The organism is Rubrivirga sp., from assembly GCF_049648075.1.
Classification (GTDB): domain Bacteria; phylum Bacteroidota; class Rhodothermia; order Rhodothermales; family Rubricoccaceae; genus Rubrivirga.
Window position 1 is genome coordinate 1 of record NZ_JBARYR010000652.1, and the last position, 6818, is coordinate 6818.

Annotated in this window: 7 protein-coding genes; 6 read left to right on the forward strand and 1 reads right to left on the reverse strand. The window is 70.7% G+C overall.

All coding sequences use genetic code 11. The features are described 5' to 3' along the window. Positions 1–847: glycosyltransferase (locus WBA11_RS17580; RefSeq protein WP_424521940.1), on the forward strand; the 847-nt coding region annotated here is incomplete at its 5' end. Positions 848–934: 87 nt separating this feature from the next. Here WBA11_RS17580 and WBA11_RS17585 read toward each other — a convergent pair. Continuing rightward, positions 935–2671 carry an L-aspartate oxidase gene (locus WBA11_RS17585; protein WP_424521941.1) on the reverse strand — a complete coding sequence of 579 codons (1737 nt, stop codon included), beginning with the start codon at positions 2669–2671 and terminating at the stop codon, positions 935–937. A gap of 221 nt (positions 2672–2892) precedes the next feature. Between WBA11_RS17585 and WBA11_RS17590 the strand changes: the two genes are divergently transcribed. From WBA11_RS17590 to WBA11_RS17610, 5 genes are all read left to right on the forward strand, one after another. Then, entirely contained in the window at positions 2893–3429 is a 537-nt protein-coding gene (locus WBA11_RS17590) for a methyltransferase domain-containing protein (protein ID WP_424521942.1), read from the forward strand. Beyond that, positions 3426–4580, forward strand: a complete 1155-nt coding sequence (locus tag WBA11_RS17595; RefSeq protein ID WP_424521943.1) for a glycosyltransferase — start codon at positions 3426–3428, stop codon at positions 4578–4580. The genes WBA11_RS17590 and WBA11_RS17595 overlap by 4 nt, the downstream gene beginning before the upstream one ends. Beyond that, on the forward strand, positions 4574–6040 hold the full coding sequence (locus WBA11_RS17600; RefSeq protein ID WP_424521944.1) for a lipopolysaccharide biosynthesis protein: 1467 nt from the start codon (positions 4574–4576) through the stop codon (positions 6038–6040). Before WBA11_RS17595 ends, WBA11_RS17600 begins: the two co-directional genes overlap by 7 nt. A 274-nt stretch (positions 6041–6314) precedes the next feature. Beyond that, on the forward strand, positions 6315–6608 hold the full coding sequence (gene eutM / locus WBA11_RS17605) for an ethanolamine utilization microcompartment protein EutM (protein WP_424521945.1): 294 nt from the start codon (positions 6315–6317) through the stop codon (positions 6606–6608). 4 nt (positions 6609–6612) lie between these two features. Next, positions 6613–6818, forward strand: a 206-nt coding sequence (locus WBA11_RS17610) for a BMC domain-containing protein (protein WP_424521946.1), incomplete at its 3' end; no start/stop codon positions are given.

Sequence of the window (6818 nt, forward strand, 5' to 3'; positions counted from 1 at the left end):
TCTCCAGCGTACCGGCACGCCCTGGGTCGCCGACTTCCGCGATCCGTGGACGGCCATCAACTTCTACGACGACCTGCCGATGACGCCCGCCGCCCGTGCCTTGGACCGGCGCTTCGAGCGCAACGTCCTGCGCGCCGCCGACGCCGTCACGACCGTCAGTCCGACTTGGGCGCGCCTGCTCGAGCGGACCGCCGGGCTCAAGTCGGGCTCCGTCGAGGTCGTCCAGAACGGTGTCGACCTCGAGGACGTGCCGGCAGAGCGAGAGCCGGTCCGCGCCGACGCGTTCTCACTCGTCCACGTCGGGAGCCTGTACGCGACGCGCGATCCCGGCGTCGTCTGGCGTGCGGTTCGTCAGCTGCGAGCGCAGGGCGAGGTCGAGAAGCTGGTCGTCCGCTTGGTGGGCAAGACCGACGGCGCCGTCCTCGAGGCCGCTCGCGCGACCGGCGCACCCGTCGAGGCCGTGCCCTACGTCACGCACGCCGACGCCGTCCTCGAGCAAGCACGGGCGGGACTTCTGCTGCTGTCCATCGAGCGGTTCGCGGCCGAGGACGGCATGATCACGGGCAAGCTCTACGAGTACCTCGCCAGCGGACGTCCCGTGCTCGGCGTCGGACCCGTCGAGGGCGACGCGGCGGCGCTGCTCGCCGAGACCGATGGCGGCACGATGCACGGCCGCGACGACCTCGAGAGCGTTATGGCGACGATCCAGCGCCACTACGACGCGTGGGCGTCAGGCTCTGTGCTCGAGGGCGCGTCGAGGGCCGCGGTGGAGCCGTACTCGCGGCAGGCGCAGACCCGACTGCTGGCGGACGTGATCCGCGGCCTCGAGGCCGGCGTCGCGCGGTAGCCCTACGCAGAACGCCCTCGAGGCCGAGACCCCGAGGGCGATGAGACCTACCGAGACCGAGCCGCCCTCGAGGGCAGCGCCCACCGACTACTCGAGGTGGTGGTAGTCGAGCTCGTGGTCCTCGGCGAGCGCCTGCTGGACGGCCGGCGTCGGGTCCTGGGCCGGGACGGCATCGAGCGCCATCCGGCCGTCGGCGTCTTTCGTGACGCGGATGTTCTTGCGCCACTCCGGAGCCGTCTCGGGATGGTCCGAGCGGTAGTGCGCCCCGCGGGACTCGGCCCGCTCGAGCGCGGCGCGCAGGATGGCTTCCGACGTCGTGATCATGAACCCCAAGTTGACGGCCTGCTCGAACCGGTCACTCGTCCGATCGGCCTGGACGCGCAGATCGGCGGCGTCGCGGCGCAGGGCCTGGAGCTTGGCGAGCCCCTCGATCATGCCGTCCTCGTCGCGGATGATGCCGGCGTGGTCCCACATGATCCGGCGCAGCCGGTCGATCAAGGCCAGGGGCTCGTGCGTCCCGTCGGCGGCCTCGAGGGCGTCGAGTCGGTCGAGAGCTGCTTGGACGCGGTCGGTGGGCAGGTCCGCCGGCTCCGGCAACGTCTGGGCCAGGTGCGCGCCGACGATCTGGCCGAACACGACGGTCTCGGCGAGTGAGTTGCCGCCCAGCCGGTTAGCGCCGTGGACGCCGGCCACGCTCTCGCCGGCGGCGAAGAGGCCCGGAATGGCCGTCTCGCACGTCTCGAAGTCGACGACCTCGACGCCGCCCATCGCGTAGTGCGCCGTCGGGGCGACCTCCATCGGCTCGGACGTGATGTCGACGCCGACGTCGGCGAACTCCTGGACCATCCGCGGCAGACGGTCGCGCAAGTACTCGTCCTCGCGGTGCGAGATGTCGAGCCAGACGCCGCCGTTCGGCGTGCCGCGGCCGGCCTGAATCTCGGCGTAGTTGGCCCGGGCCACGACGTCGCGGGCGTCGAGCTCCATCTGCTTGGGCGAGTACCGCTCCATAAACCGCTCGCCCTCGGTGTTGAACAGGCGTCCGCCTTCGCCGCGGACGGCCTCCGTCACCAGGTGTCCGCGCTCCTCCTCGGGCCACAGCTTGCCCGTCGGGTGGAACTGGACGAACTCCATGTCGCGCAGCGGCGCGCCGGCGTTGTAGGCGAGCGCCTGGGCGTCGCCGGTGTTCTCGTCCGGCCTCGAGGACGACCGCGTGTAAACGGACGTGTGCCCGCCGGCCGCCAGCACGACGGCGCGAGCGTGGAAGACGATCGGCTCGCCCGTGTCCATGTCGTAGGCGATGGCGCCGACCGCGCGGCCGTCGTCCGTCGTCAGGATCTCGGTGACGAACGTGTTCTGGCGGTACGGAATGCCCAGCCGCTTGGCCTGGCCGACCAGCGCCTCGAGGATGGCCCGGCCGGTCACGTCGCCCTTAAAGCAGGTCCGGCGGAACGACTGGGCGCCGAAGTAGCGCTGGTTGATCTCGCCGTCGTCGGTCCGCGAAAAGTCGGCGCCCCAGCGGTCGAGCTCCAAGACGCGCTCGGGGGCGTTGCGGGCCAAGACCTCGACGGCGCGGGCGTCGTTGACCAGGTGGCCCTCGTTGAGCGTGTCGGCGGCGTGGATGTCCCAGCGGTCCTCGGGGTCCAGGCTGCCGAGCGCGGCGTTGATCCCGCCGGCGGCCCAGACGGTGTGGGCGTCGCCGTGCTTTCGCTTGCCGATGACCAGGACGTCGCGGTCGGCCTCGGCGAGCTCGATGGCGGCTCGGAGCCCGGCCGCGCCGGCGCCGATGACCAGGACGTCGAGGGAGATGGGGGTGGGGGAGTCCATGGCTCTAGGTGGTGGTTTCATTTATTTCTGAAACGAGTGGTACCGTCACCGGATGCGTCTCGTCTCCGGCTCCCCGCTGTCTTCAAACGGCCGTCCTCGATGCGGCCCGTCGCGTCCTCGAGGGCGGCGTTTGGTCTCGGGGCGCCTTGTTCGTCCTCGATGACGACGCGCCAGGTCGGTCCGATCTCGGGGGCGCGATGCCGGCCCGGTATCTTCCGCCGATGTCCTCCGCCACTTCCCCTGACGCCGCGCACCGCGACCGCTTCGAGCGAACGCTGGCGTTCGTCGGCCGGGCTCTCGCGCCGCCGGCGACGTTGCTGGACATCGGGCCGGACAACGCGCTCGCCCGGGACTTCCGCTCCGCCGGCTACACGGTCGAGAACACCGGCTTGGTCGACCTCGACGACGAGCCGGCCGCGGCCGGCCTCGAGGTCGATGCCATGATCGCGTTCGAGATCTTCGAGCACCTGGTCAACCCGCTCGGCGTGCTCCGAGCGTCGACCTCGAAGCGGCTGTTCGCGTCCGTCCCGCTGCGGCTGTGGTTCGCCTCGGCGTACCGCAACCCGGCCGACGAGTGGGACCGGCACTTCCACGAGTTCGAGGACTGGCAGTTCGACTGGCTGTTGGAGAAGGCCGGCTTCCAAGTCGTGCGGCGGGAGCACTGGACGCCCAAGCGGAGCGGCGTGCCTCTGGGCGTCCGACCGCTCCTGCGGACCGTGACGCCACGCTGGTACGTCGTCGAGGCTCGCCGCCCGTGACGATCCTCCACTTGGGAACGACGCATCGCGCCGGCGACCCGCGCATCGTCCACAAAGAGGCGCAGACGCTTGCCGCGGCCGGCCTCGAGGTCGGTGTCGTGGTACCGGGCGAGTCCGACCTCGAGGTCGCCGGCGTTCCCGTGTTCACGGTGCCGCTTCCCTCGACCGGGAAAGAAAGAATGACGACCACGACCGCCGCCGTCGTCCGGCGCGCCCTCGGGGTCGCCGACGCGGACACGGTCTTCCACATCCACGACGCCGACCTGCTGCTCCCTGCGTTGCGGCTGGCCCTTCGAGGTCGGCGCGTGGTCTACGACGCGCACGAGGACGTGCCCCGGCAGACGCTGCACCAGGCCTGGATTCCTCGACCGCTGCGCCGACTGGTCGGCCTGGGCTACGCCGCCCTCGAGGCCGCGGCTGGGCGCGCGTTCGCCGGCATCATCGCGGCCGAGCCGGTCATCTACGACCGCTATCCGGCCGACAAGACCGCGTTGGTCCGCAACTTCACGCTGCCCGACGAACTGGCCCCGCCGCCCGGACACAGCTGGTCCGACCGCGAGCGCGCCGCCGTCTACGTCGGCTCGATCACCGAGACGCGCGGGGTGTGGGAGATGATAGAGGCCGTCGGCCGAGTTCCCGGCACGCACCTTCACCTCGCCGGCCCGTTCCACCCGCGTGCCCTCGAGGACGAGGTCCGCGCGCACGGGGCCGACCACGTGGCGGTCTGGGGCCGCGTCGACCGGCCGACGGTGGCGCGGTTGCTGGCGCGCTCTCGCGTGGGGCTGTCCGTCCTGCACCCGACGCCGAAGTACCTCGAGGCCTACCCGACGAAGCTGTTCGAGTACCAGGCCGCGGGCTTGCCGCTGATCGCGAGCGACTTCCCGGTGATCCGACCGTTCGTCGATCCCCACGACTGCGGCATCCTGGTCGACCCCCAAAACGTCGAGGCCGTCACCGAGGCGCTCCGCCGCGTCCTCGAGGACGACGAATCGGCGCAGGCGATGGGGGAGAGGGGCCGTGCGGCCGTCCTCGAGTGCTACTCGTGGGACCGGGAGGGCGAGCGCCTGGTCGCGTTCTACCGCGCGCTCCTAGACGGAAGCCGACGTCCGGGTGCGGCGGCGCACCGCGTCGTGCCGATCGCGTCATGCTGAGGCGCCTGGTCCGCCAGAGCGGCGTCTACTCCATCGTCAACGTCGTGGGGAAGCTGAGCGGGGTCTTCCTGCTGGCCTTGTTCGGCAACCCCGAGATCCTGTCGACGGCCGACTTCGGGTACCTCGGCGGGCTCAACGCCGTCATGATGTTCTCGATCCTGCTGGCGGGCGTCGGGCTGCCGCTCGGGATCATCCGGTTCTCGTCGGCGCCGACGCTCGATGAGGACGAGCGCCGGGCGGTCCCGGCGACCGCGCTCTCGGTCGCGACCGTCGCTGGCGTGCTGTTTACCATCGTCGGATGGTTCGGCGCGGCGTGGGGATCAGAGGCGTTGTTCGGCGACGCATCGAGGGCAGACGTGATTCGCTGGCTCGTCCTGTTCGTCGGATTCAAAACCGTCTCGGACGTGTCGTACACGGTCCTGCGGCAGCGCGAGCAGGCGGGGTCGTACGCGCTCATCGGCGCCCTCGAGGCCGGGCTGTTGGCGGTGTTGGTTGCTGTCTTCCTGTTGCGGGGCGAAGGGCTGGCCGGCGTGATGAAGGGCTACGCGATCTCGGCCGGCGTCATCACGGCCATTGTGACGCCCGCGCTCTTAAAGCGGATCGACCGGCGCGTCCGCTGGGACTTGATCGGACCGATGTTGGCGTTCGGGGCGCCACTCATTCTGTCGGGCGTGGCCGGGCGCTTTTTGAACCTGGGCGACCGGTTCTTGATCATCCACTTTCTCGGTCCGGAGGCGAACGCGCCGTACGAGTGGGCGGCCCGGTTTGGCGGCGTCGTGAACACCCTCTTGGTGCAGAGCTTTATGCTGGCGTTCACGGTCCTGGGCATGAAGTCGCTCGACGAGACGGGCACGCCGGACTTGCACCGGCAGTCGTTCCGGCACTTCTCAGCGTTGGCGGGCTGGGTTGTGCTGGGCTTGGCCCTGTTCGTGGGCGATGTGAGCCGGCTGCTCACCGATGTCCCGGCCTACATCGAGACCGACGGACTGGTGCTCCTGGTCGCAGGCGGGTTCGCGTTCTACGGTCTGTACTACGTCGTCGTCAACGTGCTCTACGTCGCGGGACGTACGCAGGCGGTCGCGCTCAGCGTCGGGGCAGCAGCGGTTCTCAACTTGGTCCTCAACCTGGCTCTCATCCCTGTCATGGGAATCGCCGGCGCGGCCGTCGCGACGCTCCTTTCCTACGCCGCCCTCGCCGCTGGGACCGCCCACCTCGCCCAGTCCTCGACGCCAGTCGACTACCCGTGGGGCTCGCTCTTGGCGGTGTCGGCGCTGGTGACGGGCCTGTGGGTGCTCGGCCAGCCGACCGAAGAATGGAGCGTCGCGGCCCGGCTCGCGTCCCGCGTCGGGATCGCCCTCGCCTATCTGCCGGGCCTGTGGCTCCTCGGCGTCTACCGCCGCGACGACTTGGATCGCGCCCTCGAGGTCGTGCGGGCTCGAGGACGGGACGCGGAGGCGTAGATGCCGCCCTCGAGGCTGCGGTCCGTCCTCGAGGTCGGCTGTGGCAGGCTCTTGCTGATCCCGGCTCCCCGTCGTCGTCGCTCGTAGCGTCCGTGCTCGATTGAGGAGACAAATAGGGTGGGCGGCTCCCATACCGGATTCGCCCTCGAGGTCGGGAGCACGCGCGGAGCACGAACGGGATCGCCCTCGAGGCCGCTCCGGCGGCGAAGCGCCTGCGTTAGATTGACCGCCTGGCGCGTCTTTGCGCCGCTCCCCCTTGAACCCCCCTGTACGTATGCCCAACGGAGACTACGGCGCCGCCCTCGGCATGGTCGAGACGCGAGGCTTGGTCGGCGCCATCGAGGCCGCCGACGCCATGGTAAAGGCCGCTCGAGTAAACCTGATCGGCAAGGAGCAGATCGGCGGCGGCTTCGTGACCGTCATGGTCCGAGGCGACGTCGGCGCGGTGAAGGCCTCGACGGACGCCGGTGCCGCGGCGGCCGAGCGCGTCGGCGAGCTGGTGTCGGTCCACGTGATCCCACGCCCGCACTCCGAGGTCGAGGTCATCCTCCCCGGCGGAGGCGAGTAGCCCGGTGGCCCGGACCTTTCCCGGTCCCGGCGGGGCGCTCGGCGTGCTCGAGACGGTCGGCCTGGTGGCCGCCATCGAGGCCGCCGACGCCATGCTCAAGACGTCCGAGGTGCGGCTGGTGCGCCAGCAGCGGACCGTCCCCGGACTCGTCACCCACTTCGTCGTCGGCGACACGGCGGCCGTTCGGTCGGCCGTCGACGCCGGCGCTGC

Coding starts and splice junctions, on each gene's coding strand:
- WBA11_RS17585 (WP_424521941.1), bottom strand. CDS start 2,671: ATGGACTCCCCCACCCCCATCTCCCTCGACGTCCTGGTCATCGGCGCC.
- eutM (WP_424521945.1), top strand. CDS start 6,315: ATGCCCAACGGAGACTACGGCGCCGCCCTCGGCATGGTCGAGACGCGA.
- WBA11_RS17590 (WP_424521942.1), top strand. CDS start 2,893: ATGTCCTCCGCCACTTCCCCTGACGCCGCGCACCGCGACCGCTTCGAG.
- WBA11_RS17600 (WP_424521944.1), top strand. CDS start 4,574: ATGCTGAGGCGCCTGGTCCGCCAGAGCGGCGTCTACTCCATCGTCAAC.